Here is a 15,699-nt window from a genome sequence, read left to right as displayed (position 1 = left end):
TTTATTTAAAATAGCTTACTTTAGAATAAATTAAGGGTTTGCTTGAAGTGTAAGCGTCATACCTGAAGCCGCACTATATCCAAAAATATCTATGTACCAAGTACCTGCCGCTGGGTTTGTAAAACTACAGCTTTCGTTGTTACCATTTTTATATGGGCGACAATCATAGGTAGATGAAGTTGATTGTGCTCCTCGGCGAATGTATAAATCAGCATCACCCGAACCACCTGAAAGACTAATGGTCATATCGGCATAACCGGCTGGTAACACTTGAGTGAAACGTTTCCATTGTCCCTGTGATACAGCAACATTTGACTCTGAACCATTAATCGCTGGATTTCCACCGGTAGAGCCACCCGTAAAACTACCGGTTAGACTTAAACCTGAAAAGGCCGAATAAGCTTTTATGCGAATATAGTAAGTACCGCCAGTAGAGGTACCTGCACAAGACTCATTATTTCCACCAACATAAGGGCGACAGTCATAGGTTGAATCCGTAGGGGCTGAGCCAAACTTTACATACATATCAGCATCACCAGAACCACCACTCATCACAAAGTTGATGTCAGTCGCGCCAGTCGGTACTTCCATTGTATAAACAACATCTGTATTGGTTGATGCGCTCAGGTTAGTTTCAGCAACACCATTTGTTAATACATTACCGGTAGGAGGTGTTCCTGTATCAGGACAACTTCCAACGCCTACAGCACACCAAGCCGTTTCTACAGCTGTTTTTTCAGTAGTACCGTATAGATCTTGTGCGGCTTGTGCGGTTGCTGAACGTGCACCAGCAAAGTTAGTGTTTTGATTCATGTAAGTCACCAGCGCACGATAGAAAATTTTCTCTGCTTTTGCCATACCAATACTTGGAACGACTGCTGTTGATTTATTACGTGGATGAGTACCACCATCGACTAACAACACATAAGCTAAGTTAGCAATACCAGAGTTACCATGAACGCCGCCTTGGTCATTACTGTTACTTGGGTTACTGACGAAAGGAATACGCTCTGGATACCAATCTTTTGAGTAATTGTCTTTAGTTGGGTTGTCCATATAACGTAAAGCTTTACCTGCGGTGTTATATAAGCCGTCACCTAATAACCAAGTAGAGCTTGTTGTGCCATTTTTATATGACTCTGCAGAAAGACCTAAAATGTCTGACCACGCTTCGTTTAATGCTCCTGATGCATTGGCATAAATGAGATTTGCTGTTTTATCAGTAACACCATGCGTTAATTCATGACCGATAATATCGAAATCACTGGTAAAGTCGTTCATACCACTTGAGGCTTGGCCATACATCATTTGTGATCCAGTCCAGTATGCATTCTGTACGCCTAAATCTACACTCGAAATTAAGGTCATACCATTGTTATCAAGGCTATCACGGCCAAATTTACTCTGATAATAATCATAGACTTTTGACGCACCATCATGAGCACGCTGTGCCGCTGCATTACCTCCACAATTTTGCGTGTTTGTACACAACAATGTACCAGGAGCCGAATTTGCCGAACCGCCATTTAAGGTATAAGTTCTCCAGTTTTTAGCTGAATGTATTTGTGGTTCTCTTGTTAATATTTCAGCTGTATCAGCATCAAAATAAACATAGTCACGACCAAAATCTTCACCGCCATTATCCCATGAGACTTCAAGTCTATAAGCGAGTTTAGTTTCTTCTAAAAGTGGTAAATATATGTAAGCAAGCTCTGGAGTATTTAAAATATTACCCATACTTTCGGCGGCGACTACCGCTTGAGCTGAGTCATTTTTTATTACACTTGCATTGCTCATCATAGAGAACAAAGGAGATGAAGTTGTCGCAAGTGTACCTGTAACGCTATACACGCTTGCGGCTGCATTTGTCATGCTAAACGCACTGATAGGTGAATTTGTGTGCATGATCATACTCGTACCATAAACTTTCAGACCATTAATAGTTTGATCAAAATGTGTATGAGTTTTACCTAATTCATCAGTCCATTGGCGTCGAACATTGAAGTTCTCATTGCCCAGAGAACCGTATGAACTCTGGTTGGTTATCATGCTTTTGAATGCTTGAGCAGCAGGGTTTTTAGTACCAACAAGAGAATTTACAATCTCTGGACCTGTAGTCGTCACAGGCGCAATTACAGGAGTACCTGTATTTGTTTCTTCTAACATTGAGCTTGAGTTCATTTCTACAGCGGTTGCATTCATTGCTGAAGCGGTAAGTGCTGCACCAATAAGGAATGAGAGTTGAGATATTTTATTATTATTTTTCATTAGGTGTTCCTAATTTAACTTAATTTTATGCTCAGATTAAAAGCCAAGCGTTGTTTTTATTTTCCTCCCTCATTCCATTGATTTAGTTGTCATCCTAGGGTGCTGAGGAATTTTGGCCAGTCTTTGCTGACAAATTAACCGTAGCATTAATTTAACGAAAATAACAAATAATTAACAATAAATTGATGGTTAATTAATCGTACAAGGTGTAATTAATTATTTACGACTTGAGGGTTTACTTTGTAAATAAAAGGTAACTAAATATTTGTTTCTTTAAATATCAGTGATTTAGAGTTTTATTGTTAAAAATAAAAGCAATAGGTATGAAGTCGAATCACAACAAAGTGGGATAACGAGAGTTATACCTTGTTGTTAATCAATAAAAACGAGTGTGTTAGGTAAGCTATTTTGTAGTGTTACAAAAGTAACCGTAGGCTTATTTTGATTATCCGGTACTAGGCCTTCAACTAGTGCGACAATAGTTGTTGATGGTGCATTAGCACTTTTAGACGTAACGATGACAGAAACAAGTTTTCGCCAATGACAACCCACAAAGCCACAAATATCGCCAAGGTCTAGTTGTTGATAAGTTATTTTGAGGTCAGTTAACGAATTATCCGCAAGAAAGTGAATTATTTTTTGATGTGATTTAACCGCATCAATTGCGATAGCTTGGCAGTTATTGGAAATCGATAAAAGAAAAATTAAAATTATAAGTTGTTTCATTATTAACCTTACTTTTATCGGTTTTTAAAGAAGCTAGTCCTTAAGAGCGAGCGGTAACTTCTAATAAATGGTACCCAAACTGTGTTTTTACTGGGCCTTGAACAGTGTTTAAGTCAGCAGTGAAAACAACTTCATCAAATTCTGGTACCATCTGGCCACGACCGAATGTTCCTAAATCGCCACCTTGCATTTTTGAAGGACAGTTTGAATGCTCTTGGGCTATAACAGCAAAATCTGCTCCATCTTCGATTTGGGTTTTAAGCGTTAAACATTGCTCTTCTGTATCTACTAATAAATGACGTGCTGATGCTTGTGACATGTTACTTCCTATAAATAGTATAAATTAATATTTTTACTTTACCGTATCTTGAGAAATAATTAAAGAAATCGATGAATTGAATTAGCATTCATCGATTCTTTAAACGTTGTTCAGTTTAAATGCTTAGTTAAAAAGGCTTCCATCATCGTCATCGCTTTTGTACGATTTGCGGCATCGTTTAGATGATGAGTACCAAATTTGAACAGTTCATATTCAACATTTTTCCCTGCATCTTTTAACGCGTCATACATCATTTCGGACTGGTAGTAACTTACTCTAATATCTGATTGACCATGGAGTAGCAGTACCGGGGCTTTAAATAATTTAGCATGATTAACGGGTGAAACCTTTTTCATCTCGTCAGGGTCTTTACTGACTGCGTTATCAACATAACCATCGCTACCAAAGCGTTCCCAATGATTAATTTGTGCTTCCATATCTGAAACACCTGCAATACTAATAATACATTTAAACATATCAGGCGTTTGGAAACCGGCAACTAACGCGGCGTAGCCACCATAGCTTGCCCCTACAATACAGGCTTTTTCGGTATTTGCTTGACCTGATTCTTTTACCCATTGCATGGCATCGAGTAAATCAGTTTGCATCTTTTTGCCCCACTGCATATATCCAGAGGTTTGGTATTGGTTGCCATATCCCGTCGAACCACGGAAGTTCACTTGTAGTACAGCATAGCCACGGCTAGCAAACATTTGCACGAATGAGTCAAAGTATTGTGAATCGCGCGCGTAGGGACCACCATGGGGATGCAAGATAATAGGGGGATTCTTAACATTGTTAGGTAATGTTAAATACCCATGAAGTGCCATGCCATCTTGAGCTTTGAACTCAAAAGGTTGAACTTTAGATAATGTATATTGATTTAATTGTGGATATTCTCCATACCAGGGTAATAGCTTATTGGTTTTTTGATTAAATAAATAAAATTGAGCGGCTTTACTGTCACTAATTGTGCTGATGATATAGCGCTCTTTTTTACGATCCCAGTCATAAATATTTGCCTGTAAATCTTTTTTAGCAAATATGCTGCGGATCTGCCTTGCTAAAGCATCGCTTTCTTTATCAAAATAAACATAACGAACGAAACCATCATTATATTTGTAGCCAATAACTTCTCTTTTATTACCTCCGTTACGGATTATCGCACCAGTAACGTCATAATTCTCAGGGGCTCTTCCTAAAAGCTCAAATTTTCCACTTTCGATGTGATAGCGCCACAACGATTTTTTAGATACATCATTTTCACTTTCGGTGTAATCTGATTTGACAATAATGGAATTATTTTCTTGCTCATACATAATGACACTGAAGGTATCTGTTTTATAAGCTTCTGTTGTTTTTACTAATTGCCAGTCGGCATTGGAATCTTTGCGGGTATAAATATACCTAATATCTTTATCTGGATTTTTGTCAACACCAACACCCAACAATACTTCACCTGTTCTATTTACCCCCCAACTGATAATACGCATAGCGTTAGGTAAATATTTATCAAAACTACCATCATTGACATTCACCTTAAAAACTGAAGAATAATTGCCGTCACGAGGATCGTTTATACTGACTAGAATATGGTTAGGTTCATTATCTAGCAGGCTTAATAACCTAGGGCTATTGTAATAGAAAGTGACCGCTGTTCTTTTTTTACTTTTCTTCCGAATTTCAAAAACATCACTGCCATCAATTTTGGCTGAATACAAATGGGTTGTCCGGTATTTTTGCTTTCGAATAATATAAGGCTGTGTTACCGAGACAAGTATTCGTTCGTTATTTGCCCAAGAAAGGCTATCGATTCGATATTTTTCGAAACCTAGCTGTAATATTACGGTGACGTTACTACGATCGGTAAAAGGTGTAATAGCTACTTTAGTGAACTCTCCTTGGTTTAGAATAACAGCAATATTTTTCCCATCAGGTGAAATTGAAGGGCTAGATACCATTGGCATTTGCGTAAAGAGTTTGAGCGGTATAAGAGGTGTTTTAGCAAGGCCATTGAAGGATATTAATATCAATATTAATATTAATGCAAGATTTATGATTTTTAACATTTATATTCCTTTATCATTATTATTTACCTATACTTTTTAACAAAATATTAACGAAAGGGCAAGAATAAGTGTGATCAAAAATAGTGAGCAAATTAGGCTGTATAAAATAAGAGTGCAAATTTTTAGGGTAAAAAAGGGAATATAAATCGCTATAATATCACAATCGTTTTTTTAAATTATTATGTGATAAATTAATCGCTATTATTTATATGGATGTCGCCCAATGTTTTTACCAAACCTTAAACATTTACGCTATTTAATTGCCCTCTACCAAGAACAAAATTTTCACCGAGCCGCTAGTGCTTGCTTTGTTAGCCAATCAACATTAAGTAGTGCTATTTTAAAGTTAGAAGCACAGCTAAATTGTCAATTAATTGAAAGAGATAGCAAATCTTTTATTTTTACAACACAAGGCATAGAAGTTGTTAATAAATCGCGGCAACTGTTAGTGTCGGCGAACGAATTAGTCAGTTTTGCAAAACAACAAGGTAATGAATATACCGGCACTGTGCGCATTGGTTGTATTCCAACTATCGCCCCTTTTCTATTAACTGACTTTGTGCAAGCCTGCCAAAAAAAGTTACCCGAGTTAGCGCTGTTTTTGCGTGAAGATACGACTGAGAATTTAATGAACCTGCTAAACAATGGCGAAATTGATCTATTGATTCTAGCGCTGCCCATTTCGGTTAATAACTTTCACTGCAGAGTCGTTGGGAAAGATCGATTTTTTATGGCGGGTGACCAAGCCCTTGTTAACACTTTTCAAAAAACAGCGAGTTATCAACACTTACCTGAACAAAGTATTTTTTTACTATCATCAGAGCATTGTCTGACTGAGCATGCCTTATCGGCGTGTAAACTTGCTGATAAATCTCTTATCCATTCTTTTTCGGCATCAAGTTTATCAACACTGGTTCAAATGACCGCTTTTCATCATGGTTTTACTTTTCTACCCGAAATGGCGGTAAAGAAAGACGTGGGAAAAAATGAAGGACTAACCATTGCACCACTAGATCGAGATTATTATCGAGAAATTGGTGTTGTTTGGCGAAAAACGTCGATGCGAAATTCTTTATATAATCAGCTTTTAGAAGTAATTTCTCGTTTATTAAAATAATCATGACTGATGGTAAACAGTAAAGTCATACTTTTAATATCAATGGACGATAATATAAAGTTAATTTTGTATTTAAAATTTTTATAAATTAGTCGTTTAATTATTTTGTTGATTTAATTTTAATTCATTTAGAACTTTTTACGACGCTATTACTACCTCTATAGTAACCAACAAATTTAAGAGCATCTCAATTGAAAAACAAAAGGAATAGTTGTGTTCGAACGAAGCGATGAAACATTAGTCAAGCAAGCACTTAAAGGTAAAAAGTCCGCTTGGGTAGCGTTAGTAAAACGTTATGAGAAAAATTTATATAACTATACCTTACGCATGGTGAGTCATCCGGCTGATGCAATGGATTTAATGCAAGATGTGTTTGTGGCTGTTTTTAGAAACTTATCAACTTTTCGTGGTGATAGTCCTTTTAAAGGTTGGATGTTTAAAATCGCTCATTATAGATGTATTGAGTTTTATCGTCGGAAAAGGCCAACACAGTCACTTGATGACCTACCAGAACAAGTTGATGAAGCTAGCGATGAATGCCCAGAATACCAAGCTGTTTTAGGACAACAAGCAAAGGCTTTGCATAAAGCATTACAAGCTTTACCGCTAAATCAAAAGTTAGTCGTTGAATTAAAGTTTTTTCAACACTGCACATTTGACGATATAGCCAAACAATTAGGCATTTCAGTAAATACGGTTAAATCTCGTTTATATAGCGGATTAGATAAACTAAAAGATCATTTGGAGTTTGATTATGTCTGAAGATAAAAAAGTAACATCAGAGCAAGCCTTTGAAAAATGGCTAGACCGTTCAGATTCACTCGAAGATTCATTTAAAGAGACGAAAAACCAAAAAGTGCGGAGTAATGAGAGTGCTAAAGAAGAAAGAATTTGGCAAAAACGGTTAAAAACAGCGATAGCTATTGAACACCAAGAAAGCTTACAAGCTAAGCAAAATGTGCCTGAGTGGGATAGAGCAGCTGCTTTTGAGAGCGATGAGGTTTCATGGTGGCAATGGGGAGGATTACCCGCAATGTCGATGGCTTTTTCTGTATTTGCAGTGGTATTGGTCTTATTTAAAGTTGAATTTGTAATGAACGATAACGGCATGTTATTGACCTTTGGTGATAAGCAACCATCAGGTTACAGCCAAGCAGAAATTGAGACTTTAGTGAATGCTAAAGTAGACCAAAAGCTGCAATTATTTGCCAGCGAACAACAAGTGGTACTCGCAAATTATGCTGCGGATATTAAAGTGAAGCAACAAGATAATAATCTGCAATTAGCAAGTTATCTTATGGGGGCCTCTCGACAAGAGCGCAAAGAAGATATCGGTGACTTTATTCAGTACATAAACGATCAGCGTGCTGATGACTCATTAGATAATAAAATTAAATTTCAACAGCTTGAAAGTGTTATTAACTATCAATCACTTCAAAAGCAAAATATTAATTATCAACCTAACAATACAAATAATTTAAATTCAGACGGCTTAGGTTTAACAACAAAGCCAGTTAGTTGGACTTCAAAGGAGTAAGACCATGAAAAAATTAACAACATTTATCCCTTGTGCTTTATTTGCTTTAACTGTTACTACCGTAACAGCTGCAGACAATAATCAGTATGCCGGAATGCACAAGCAACTGGATATTATGAGTAATATTATAAAATCGTCAGTGCGTACTCAAGAAAGCCGAAAAGGGTCAAGAATAACAGGTATCGAAAGCACTTATTTAAAAGGACAGGGGATAGTTTTTACGATTAATTCGAGCTCAGGTAATAATCGCTGGGGAAATTATAATTTTAATTTCGCCATGCCAGATTTCCCCGTAGCACCTATTGCACCAGTGGTTCCAAGTAGAAGTTCGAATAACGATATTGAATTTGAAAATCAAATGAATAAATCTGTTGCTCGCACCATGGAAGAAGCATCTCAAGCTTATGAGCATGCAATGGAGTCTTTTGAACATAATCGTGAGGGCTATCGAGAATTGCGTGATGAGCAACGAGACTTGTCTTATGAATTAAGAGATATGGCGCGAGAAAAACGTGATATTGAATATAAATTACGTAGAGCTGATGACGAAAATAAGAAAGAGCTGAAGTCTGAACTTGCAGCCCTTAATCAACAAGCAGCTAAGCTTGCTTTGGACGAAAAAGCATTCAAAGCCAAAAGTGATAAATTACAGAAGAAGCAACAAGCTCAACAAGTTGAACAAGAAAAAGCACGTGGTGTTTATTATCAAGGCTTGAAAACCTCTTTAACAGAGACACTTTGTTTGTACGGTAATGGTTTAAATGCATTACCTAAAAATGAACATGTCAGTATTATTCTAAAGTCGGCGGGTGAAAAGGATGGCCGTCGTTACAAAGACAGTATTCTAGTGTTTACTAAAAATGATATCAGTGACTGCTCTGCAGATAAAATTACAGTTTCTAAATTAACGCAAAAAAGTCAAAATTATCAATTTTAATATTAAGCCCAAAAAGTTTATTAGCGATACCTTCAGTATATAAGCTATATTTTGCCACTTCACTATTTTAGTAAAGTGGCATTTTTTTGTTCTAGGGTAAGTTTATTTTTAATAAGAGGTGTAAAATAATCGCGTTATCATTATTTGGGAGCGCATCATGTTATTTTTGTATTTATATATGGGTTACGCTTTGGTCAAATTTTATTCCGTGATTACTGTATTGTCGCAGCAAAACCTTGCATTATCAGCACTCATATTTTCAATCGTCATTTTTTTAATTTGGTCTTTTATACCCGTATTAGGTTATTTGTTGGCTAAACTCATCGGAGCTAAAGGAGAGTCTAGTGCAGCGGTTTTACTCATCATGGGTGTTGGCGTTGGTTTAGTAGAAAATGCGTTGTTTTATTTTGATTTTCTAACACCCTACCAAGGAGATATGGGAACACTCATTGTCATGGGAGTGTTTTTTATCACGGCTTATTTTTCTTTTCAGACACCTAGATTATTTTCAAAAAAGAATAAATTATAATCAACATAAAGTCTCAGGCCCCCCCTGTAGACTTTATGCCTTAAATATCACTGAGCTTGGCTAAAAACCATATTAATGTAGTCAACCATACCAATAATTTCATTGTCTTGAACGACAGGGGCTAAATGAATACTAAAGCGTTCAAATAATCTGGCGCAATACCGTACGTCCATATTAGGGTTAACACTTAACATAGGCTTTGCCATTATTTCATATAAATTTACCCGATCGGGTGAACGGTCTTTTGCTAAAACTTCTTTAGCTATGTCAGCAAGCATCACTAAGCCGTATTCATCTTGAGGATTACGTTTATTGATGATTAAGGCGCTAACGTTATTATTTTTTGCTAACGTAATACCTTCAGCAACGGTCATCATCCCATCAGCAAATTCATAATTGTTGGTTGTCATCGCATCTTTAACTTGCACTAACTTATGGTTCATAGCTCTTCCTCAACTTTACCTTTTAAGCGCTCTACTTGATGAGCAACACCTACGGCATCTTCTACATTCAATTGAATAGCAATACCTTTGCCAGGGTCTTTGTCAAAGCCAGCAATTTTACTGATACGTTCAAGAATTTTTCTTGATAAATGCTCTTCAACAACAAAGAGCAATACATCTCTTTGCGACTCAAGTTGCATACCAAAAAAGGTGCGTTGGCGTTTTATACCTTCACCCCTCGCATTATTTATTATTGTTGCGCCCGTGGCTCCAGCCATTCTTGCGCCTTTCATTACATCGTCTGTTACACTGTCGTCAACAAATGCGACAATTAGTTTAAATTGCATGTGATCACCTGTTTTTCTTATCTTGTATAGGGTTTTTTGAGGACTCTTGTTTTTTGGGTTGTAAACTTCGTTTATTAATTTTAATACGTTTTCTTTTTTCACCGTAACGTTCAGCTTGGCGTGCTTTAGCTTGAGTTAATTGTGCGTAAGCCATAACAGCAATTATAGGAAATAAGCTGGCAAAAGCGATTAATCCAAAGCCGTCGATTAAAGGGCTTCTTCCGGGAATAGTACTCGCTAAGCCTAAACCTAAAGCAGCGACTAAAGGCACAGTAACTGTTGATGTTGTTACACCGCCAGAGTCATAAGCGAGAGGAGCAACTAATTTAGGACAGAAAAAAGTCTGAATCACCACAACCACATATCCAGAGATAATGTAGTAGTGAATTGGATGACCCACGACTATTCGATAACTACCCAGTGCGATACCGATAGCCACACCAATAGCGACAGATATGCGTAAATTATTCGCGTTAATAGCGCCACCTGAAACTTCTTCTGCTTTTATTGCCACAGCAATCAATGAAGGTTCGGCAATAGTGGTACTAAAGCCTATTGCGGCAGCAAAAATATAAACCCACGTGTAATCAGACCAATGAACATTTGTTAATATCTGCTCGCCGGCATGAATAAACTCTGGCGCGGTTAGTTGCTTCGCCATCATTTTTCCTAAAGGAAATAGTGCTTTTTCTAGGCCAAGTAAGAACAAGGCCAAGCCTATCAAAACATAGATAAAGCCAAAGCCAACTTGCTTAATATGAGGAATAGGTTTGCGGATAACTAATAGCTGAAAGACTAAAATAATAGACAGTATGGGCAGTACGTCAACAACGGTATTTTTTAAGGTTGTTAAAAACTCCAAGAGTAAAGCCATTAACTGATCACCATGCCATAAATCATCACAAAGATCATCGGGGTTAATGAAGCCAGTGCTATTAAACCAAAACCATCAATCATCGGGTTTCGGCCTTTGATTGCTGATGCTAAACCTACACCTAATGCTGTTACTAAGGGCACTGTAATCGTTGATGTAGTAACACCGCCTGAATCGTATGCAATACCGATAATCCAATGTGGGGCTATCATTGTCATCAACACAACAAGCACATAGCCCCCTAAAATTAAGTATTGAATTGGCCAACCACGAATAATACGTAAAACACCAATAACAATGGCAAGCCCGACGGCAAAAGCAACAGTAAAACGTAACCCGTTAGCATAAGAAAGTTGTGCGGCTAAAGTATCACTAATTACGCCCCCTGAAGCCGCAACACTTGCTGCTTCTTTCGCTACTGCAATGAGTGCTGGTTCAGCCACTGTAGTGCCAAAGCCTAAGCAAAAAGCGAAAGTAAGTAGCCAGCTAATACTGCCTTTTTTCGCAAAAGCTTGTGCCATTGATTCGCCAATAGGGAATAAGCCCATTTCTAAGCCGTAAATAAAAAAAGTTAACCCGAGAACAACGAAGGCTAAACCCACTAAAATATCGCCAATATTTGGCATAGGCTGCTGAAGAACAGCCAATTGAAAGAAAGCGATCACTAAAATAATGGGCAGTAAATCTTTACAGCTACCGAGTAATACCTTTAAGAAAACTATAAATTGTCGATTCATAAAAAAGAGTGTGATTGCCTGTTGATTGTATTATAGGAAATGTGGGCATAATTACTTTGTTTTGAATCAAACTAATTGTTTTATCTGAACTTAAGCAAAAGACAACTAATGAATATCATCAAAGAGAAAGTTTGGATGTAATTAAGATGAAACAATTACTCGCGTTTCTTTCTATTTTAACGACAACCTCTAATATTGGCAGGCAACGCTTTGTTAAAGCCTACCAGAGGTATTGATGAGTACGTTGCTTTAAATTAATTAAAGCGACTTATACAAAAAGGGCGAATATCGATATCGGTTTCTTTCTTGCTAACTAATTGGCCAATGATCTTACCCGTAATTGCGCCTTGGGTTAACCCCAAGTGCTGATGCCCTAAAGCAAAATAGATGTTTTTATGGTTTGGGGCTTGGCCAATAACAGGAAGTGAATCGGGCATTGAAGGTCTATGTCCCATCCACTTCGCTGTAGACTTTGCTTTTTGTGGGTTATATTTGGGTAAAATGTTAAGTACCTGTTCGGCATTTTTAAATAACATATCGGCTCGTTTCATGTTTGCGCTTTTATTCAGCCCGGCATATTCAACAGTGCCTGCTAAACGTAAACCATGTGCCATTGGCGTTATAATAAATTTACGCTCAGCAGAAGCAACAGGACGCGATAATTTATGTACTTTCGTCCCTATCGGTAAATCTAAGCTGTAACCGCGCTCTGCTTCTATTGGTAAATGATATCCTAACGTCTTTAAAAGATTCTTCGACCATGCTCCACTAGCAATAACAACCTGGTCAAATTGTAATGTCCCCTTTGTCGTGATGAGGCTTGCACCCACAGTGCTATGGTTAATGTCCAAAACATCATCTTGATAAAATACACATCCCTTTTTAAACGCAAGTGCTGCAAGCTTTGTACAAATGGCGAAAGGGTCAACACTGTGTCCCACTTGGGTGAAATATAATGAACCATAAATATTTTCACTCAAACAGGGCTCTAATAGCAAAGTCTGCTGGCGGTCGAGTAATAAAACGTCAATGCCTGCATTTTTATAACGTATCAATTGACGTTCAATTTTTTTACTTGAACTTTTTTCAAAGACCAACAAGCTGCCTCTTAAAGTCAGTAAGTTTTCAGCTTCAGCTTCCTTTAAGAGTGGTTGGTAATAATTAATCGCATTTTTGTTAAGCGTTTTTAATGCTTCACTATTTGAGGCACGTTTACCGGGTAACATATTAATTATAAATTGACCAAACCAAGGCAGGGCTTTTGGTAAATAAATAGCAGATAAAGAAATAGGACCTAAAGGATTAAGGAGCAACTTAGGAAATTGCCATAGCAAGCTCGGCTCAGCCAAAGGAAATACTTGTTCTGTAGCAAAGTGTCCCGCGTTTGCTTTTGAGCAACCTTCACCAATACCTAATTTATCAATAAGGGTGACCTGAAAGCCCAATGACTGCAGTTCAAGTGCACAGTTAATACCAATAATGCCAGCACCAATTACGGCGATGTTTATTACTGAGTTATCTACTTTAATTATTGTCATTTTTATCACTTAGAAAATTACACTTGTGGAATATTAGATATTGTATACAATATACTTAAATTGATCCACTGATACTCTGTATATTCTAAAAGCCAGCTTTACGCTCTTTTGAAGCAGAGTATTGTCAGCAATAAGTAAAGAAACTTGTAAAGTAGCGAGCAAAAATGATGAAAAAAATTAATTGGCAAGGTGTATATCCAGCAGTAACAACACAATATTTTGACGATATGTCGATTAACTTTGAAGCGACTAAGAATATGGTTGATAGTTTAATTAAAGAAGGTGTTCACGGTATTATCGCGTTAGGCACCGTTGGCGAAAATTGTTCGCACACCCAAACTGAAAAGCGTGAAATCCTTGAGGCGGTCAAAAGTATTGTTGCGGGTCGAGTGCCAGTACTTTCTGGCGTTGCTGAAACAACAACAAAATTTGCTATTGAATATTGTCAAATGTGTGAAGAAGTGGGCATTGACGGACTCATGGTACTTCCGGGAATGGTATATCGTTCGAGCGAACGCGAAGCCATTCATCACTATCAGCAAATTGCCCGTAATTGTGGTTTACCTCTGATGATTTACAACAATCCTATTACTTACGGCGTAGATGTTTCTATAGAAGGTATGGCGGTTTTAGCCAATGAGCCAACGATTGTTTCTGTAAAAGAAGCGACAGAAGATACTCGCCGTATTTCTGAATTATATGCTGAATTTGATGATCGTTTTATCGTGTTCGGTGGTGTTGATGATATTGCCCTTGAAAGCTTAATGCTTGGCTGTACGGGTTGGATCTCTGGTTTAACTAACGTTTTTCCACAAGAATCTGTTGCTATATATAAGTTAGCACAACAAGGTCGCTATAAAGAGGCGTTAGAAATTTGGCGTTGGTTCCTGCCATTATTGCGCTTAGACACAATACCAACACTTGTTCAATGTATTAAATTTTGCGAGCAACTAGCCGGACGTGGCAGTGAAGTTGTTCGTGCACCTCGTTTACCGCTTGCGGGTGAAGAGCGAGCAAGAGTTGAGAAATTATACAACGATGCATTAGCAACGCGACTTGATTTATCAACGTTTAATCTAGATTAATCGTCTTTAATTGTTAAGGCTAGAGCCTCACTGACAAGCCCTATACTTGAACGTGGGGTTTTGGCCTTACAATTTATATAAAACTTATAGCACAAACACAAAGGTAAAAAAAAGATGATCAAAGGCACCTTTTTTTGTATCGACGCCCATGCCTGCGGTAACCCTGTTCGGTTAGTTACTAGCGGTCACCCAGATTTAAAAGGGTTAACCATGAGTGAAAAGCGACAAGATTTTTTAGAAAATCACGACTGGATACGGAAAAGTTTAATGTTCGAGCCTCGTGGTCACGACATGATGTCAGGTTCATTTCTTTATCCGCCCTGTAGTGAAAATGCGGATGCCAGTATTTTGTTTATTGAAACATCAGGTTGCTTACCTATGTGTGGTCACGGCACTATTGGCACCGTTACTGCGGCCATTGAGAATGGTTTAATCACACCTAAGCAGAAAGGTAAATTAACGTTAGATGTGCCTGCAGGGCAGATTAAAGTTGAATACACGCAAAAAAATTTGAAGGTGAGCAATGGCGTTACTGCTGTAAAAATTTATAACGTTGCTGCTTATTTAGCACATCAAAATATTGAGCTTATTATTGAAGGTTTAGGACGCTTAATTGTCGATGTCTCTTATGGTGGCAATTATTATGTGATTGTTGAACCTCAAGAAAATTTCCCCGGTATTGACCAATGGAGTTCAAATGAAATTCTTCATTGGAGCCCAATCGTTCGAGCGGCAGCTAGTGAAACCGTATTTTGTGTGCATCCAGAAGACGCGAGCGTTAATGGTGTGACGCATGTGCTGTGGACAGGGAAACCGAAGCATCATAATTCAAATGGTGCCAATGCGGTATTTTATGGCGATAAGGCAATAGATAGATCACCTTGTGGAACGGGTACCAGTGCACGTATGGCTCAGCTTTTTGCGAAAGGTAAGCTTAGCTTAGGTGATACCTTTATCCATGAAAGCTATATCGGTAGTCAGTTTGTTGGAAAAATTGAACAAGTGGTTACCCTTAATTGTGATAGAGGAAATCCTGCAGGGATAAATGGAAAAATAACAGCGATAAAGCCTAGCATTGAAGGCTGGGCAAAAGTTTTTGGAAAAAACTGTATCACTATTGATGATGATGACCCTTATGCATTCGGTTTCGCTGTTACCTAATTCGATTGATAA

General features: G+C 37.7%; 16 protein-coding genes. 7 read left to right on the top strand and 9 right to left on the bottom strand.

All coding sequences use genetic code 11. From position 1 onward, the window contains the following. Window positions 1–30: 30 nt before the first annotated feature. The 4 genes from H4J52_RS18270 to H4J52_RS18255 all read right to left on the bottom strand — a co-directional run bounded on the left by H4J52_RS18270 (window position 31) and on the right by H4J52_RS18255 (window position 5,382). Window positions 31–2,268 (bottom strand): M4 family metallopeptidase, encoded by a 2,238-nt coding sequence (locus H4J52_RS18270; RefSeq protein WP_182181837.1) that lies wholly within the window; start codon window positions 2,266–2,268, stop codon window positions 31–33. A gap of 372 nt (window positions 2,269–2,640) precedes the next feature. After that, the gene (locus tag H4J52_RS18265; RefSeq protein WP_182181838.1) at window positions 2,641–2,994 is read right to left on the bottom strand and encodes a hypothetical protein; all 354 of its coding nucleotides are present in this window, start codon (window positions 2,992–2,994) and stop codon (window positions 2,641–2,643) included. Window positions 2,995–3,034: 40 nt separating this feature from the next. After that, the gene (locus tag H4J52_RS18260) at window positions 3,035–3,313 is read right to left on the bottom strand and encodes a peptidylprolyl isomerase (RefSeq protein ID WP_182181839.1); all 279 of its coding nucleotides are present in this window, start codon (window positions 3,311–3,313) and stop codon (window positions 3,035–3,037) included. Between the two features lie 110 nt (window positions 3,314–3,423). Further along, window positions 3,424–5,382, bottom strand: a complete 1,959-nt coding sequence (locus H4J52_RS18255; protein ID WP_182181840.1) for a S9 family peptidase — start codon at window positions 5,380–5,382, stop codon at window positions 3,424–3,426. A gap of 223 nt (window positions 5,383–5,605) precedes the next feature. Here H4J52_RS18255 and H4J52_RS18250 point away from each other — a divergent pair, with 223 nt between their 5' ends. The 5 genes from H4J52_RS18250 to H4J52_RS18230 all read left to right on the top strand — a co-directional run bounded on the left by H4J52_RS18250 (window position 5,606) and on the right by H4J52_RS18230 (window position 9,502). Then, window positions 5,606–6,499 (top strand): hydrogen peroxide-inducible genes activator, encoded by an 894-nt coding sequence (locus H4J52_RS18250; RefSeq protein ID WP_182181841.1) that lies wholly within the window; start codon window positions 5,606–5,608, stop codon window positions 6,497–6,499. A gap of 213 nt (window positions 6,500–6,712) precedes the next feature. Continuing rightward, entirely contained in the window at window positions 6,713–7,261 is a 549-nt protein-coding gene (locus H4J52_RS18245) for an RNA polymerase sigma factor (RefSeq protein WP_182225354.1), read from the top strand. Then, on the top strand, window positions 7,254–8,036 hold the full coding sequence (locus tag H4J52_RS18240) for a hypothetical protein (RefSeq protein WP_182181843.1): 783 nt from the start codon (window positions 7,254–7,256) through the stop codon (window positions 8,034–8,036). Before H4J52_RS18245 ends, H4J52_RS18240 begins: the two co-directional genes overlap by 8 nt. Window positions 8,037–8,040: 4 nt before the next feature. Continuing rightward, window positions 8,041–8,973: a hypothetical protein gene (locus tag H4J52_RS18235; protein ID WP_182181844.1), complete on the top strand. Its 933-nt coding sequence runs from the start codon at window positions 8,041–8,043 to the stop codon at window positions 8,971–8,973. Between the two features lie 157 nt (window positions 8,974–9,130). Continuing rightward, entirely contained in the window at window positions 9,131–9,502 is a 372-nt protein-coding gene (locus tag H4J52_RS18230) for a hypothetical protein (protein ID WP_182225353.1), read from the top strand. Window positions 9,503–9,549: 47 nt separating this feature from the next. Here H4J52_RS18230 and H4J52_RS18225 read toward each other — a convergent pair whose 3' ends face one another. The 5 genes from H4J52_RS18225 to H4J52_RS18205 form a co-directional block, all read right to left on the bottom strand. Beyond that, window positions 9,550–9,945 carry a CBS domain-containing protein gene (locus H4J52_RS18225; protein ID WP_182225352.1) on the bottom strand — a complete coding sequence of 132 codons (396 nt, stop codon included), beginning with the start codon at window positions 9,943–9,945 and terminating at the stop codon, window positions 9,550–9,552. Continuing rightward, window positions 9,942–10,292 (bottom strand): P-II family nitrogen regulator, encoded by a 351-nt coding sequence (locus H4J52_RS18220; protein ID WP_182225351.1) that lies wholly within the window; start codon window positions 10,290–10,292, stop codon window positions 9,942–9,944. The genes H4J52_RS18225 and H4J52_RS18220 overlap by 4 nt, the downstream gene beginning before the upstream one ends. A gap of 4 nt (window positions 10,293–10,296) precedes the next feature. Then, the gene (locus H4J52_RS18215; protein WP_182225350.1) at window positions 10,297–11,166 is read right to left on the bottom strand and encodes a DUF1538 domain-containing protein; all 870 of its coding nucleotides are present in this window, start codon (window positions 11,164–11,166) and stop codon (window positions 10,297–10,299) included. Continuing rightward, entirely contained in the window at window positions 11,166–11,903 is a 738-nt protein-coding gene (locus H4J52_RS18210; RefSeq protein ID WP_182181849.1) for a DUF1538 domain-containing protein, read from the bottom strand. Before H4J52_RS18210 ends, H4J52_RS18215 begins: the two co-directional genes overlap by 1 nt. Before the next feature lie 254 nt (window positions 11,904–12,157). Continuing rightward, window positions 12,158–13,441 (bottom strand): FAD-binding oxidoreductase, encoded by a 1,284-nt coding sequence (locus tag H4J52_RS18205; protein ID WP_182181850.1) that lies wholly within the window; start codon window positions 13,439–13,441, stop codon window positions 12,158–12,160. Window positions 13,442–13,605: 164 nt separating this feature from the next. Between H4J52_RS18205 and H4J52_RS18200 the strand changes: the two genes are divergently transcribed. Both H4J52_RS18200 and H4J52_RS18195 read left to right on the top strand, forming a co-directional pair. After that, a complete protein-coding gene (locus H4J52_RS18200; RefSeq protein WP_259366509.1) occupies window positions 13,606–14,526 on the top strand; it encodes a dihydrodipicolinate synthase family protein in 921 nt (306 codons plus the stop codon). Between the two features lie 114 nt (window positions 14,527–14,640). After that, on the top strand, window positions 14,641–15,687 hold the full coding sequence (locus H4J52_RS18195) for a 4-hydroxyproline epimerase (RefSeq protein WP_182225349.1): 1,047 nt from the start codon (window positions 14,641–14,643) through the stop codon (window positions 15,685–15,687). Window positions 15,688–15,699 lie beyond the last annotated feature (12 nt).

Origin of the sequence: Colwellia sp. MB02u-14 (assembly GCF_014076915.1) — a bacterium.
Lineage (GTDB): Bacteria > Pseudomonadota > Gammaproteobacteria > Enterobacterales > Alteromonadaceae > Colwellia_A.
The sequence above is the reverse complement of the archived record's forward strand: the minus strand, read 5'-3'. Positions and strand labels throughout refer to the sequence as shown.